This is a genomic window from Collinsella aerofaciens (assembly GCF_039752955.1).
Taxonomy (GTDB): domain Bacteria; phylum Actinomycetota; class Coriobacteriia; order Coriobacteriales; family Coriobacteriaceae; genus Collinsella; species Collinsella aerofaciens_BI.
The window spans coordinates 1-1,389 of record NZ_JBDMHB010000088.1 but is presented as its reverse complement, the minus strand read 5'-3'; the positions used below and the strand labels follow the sequence as shown (position 1 = coordinate 1,389).

The 1,389-nt window shown below is 59.8% G+C and carries 2 rRNA genes; both read right to left on the bottom strand.

The features are described from left to right. Positions 1-290 (bottom strand): 23S ribosomal RNA (locus tag ABHR75_RS09900); the annotation flags it as partial. Between the two features lie 400 nt (positions 291-690). Next, positions 691-1,389: ribosomal RNA gene (locus tag ABHR75_RS09895) — 16S ribosomal RNA — on the bottom strand; the annotation flags it as partial.

Sequence of the window (1,389 nt, the reverse complement as noted above, 5' to 3'; positions counted from 1 at the left end):
GCCCGCTCGACGGTTTGGCCATCGGTCCCCTTTCGCTCGCCGCTACTCGGGGAGTCTCGAGATTGATTTCCTCTCCTCCGGGTACTTAGATGTTTCAGTTCCCCGGGTTGTCCTCCCCCCGCCTATGTGTTCAGCGGGGGGATATGCACACTGCTGTGCATGGGTTCGCCCATTCGGAGACCCCCGGGTCGAAGGATGTGTGCTCCTCGCCGGGGATTATCGCAGCTTGCCGCGTCCTTCATCGGCTCCCTGTGCCAAGGCATCCGCCGTGCGCCCGTGGTATCTTGCGGGACCGCACTCGGGCCCGCGGGATATCCACGTGTCGCTAATTAATCTAATTAATCGATATCATGAATAGCGCTCGTATGTCGCAATTCGGGTATCTCATACCGCGGCACAGTGTCTTCACTGTGCTCGCGATCAGATGCTCCTCACTCATATATAAGTGAATTCTTCTTGTTTGGATCGGATGAATGATTGCTATCATTCTTGATTTAATCGCAGAAAAGAATCGAGTCTGGAAGAGGATACTCTTCCATCTCTCTCCTATCGCTATGCGGCTCTCAAGGTACGCGGGTGCGACCCCGGGGACCGGGTGCTGCGGGGAATCATCCAGGCGACATCTACCGGACGGGCTCCTGCCCTCCATTCGAGTTAAAGTGTTTTCTCTCTAAGAATGTATCTCCCTAGAAAGGAGGTGATCCAGCCGCACCTTCCGGTACGGCTACCTTGTTACGACTTCACCCCCCTCACCCTCCACACCTTCGGCGCCTCCCCCCTCGAAAGGTTGGGCCGGCGACTTCGGGTGCAGACGACTCGGGTGGTGTGACGGGCGGTGTGTACAAGGCCCGGGAACGCATTCACCGCGGCATGCTGATCCGCGATTACTAGCAACTCCGACTTCATGGGGGCGGGTTGCAGCCCCCAATCCGAACTGGGGCCGGCTTTCCGGGATCCGCTCCCCCTCGCGGGGTGGCATCCCTCTGTACCGGCCATTGTAGCACGTGTGCAGCCCAGGGCATAAGGGGCATGATGACTTGACGTCGTCCCCGCCCTCCTCCGCCTTGACGGCGGCGGTCCCGCGTGGGTTCCCGGCATCACCCGATGGCAACACGCGGCGGGGGTTGCGCTCGTTGCGGGACTTAACCCAACATCTCACGACACGAGCTGACGACAGCCATGCACCACCTGTATGGGCTCCTCTCGGCCACGGGGTCTCCCCCGCTTCACCCATATGTCAAGCCCTGGTAAGGTTCTTCGCGTTGCTTCGAATTAAGCCACATGCTCCGCTGCTTGTGCGGGCCCCCGTCAATTCCTTTGAGTTTTAGCCTTGCGGCCGTACTCCCCAGGCGGGACGCTTAATGCGTTGGCTGCGGCACGGGGGGATCG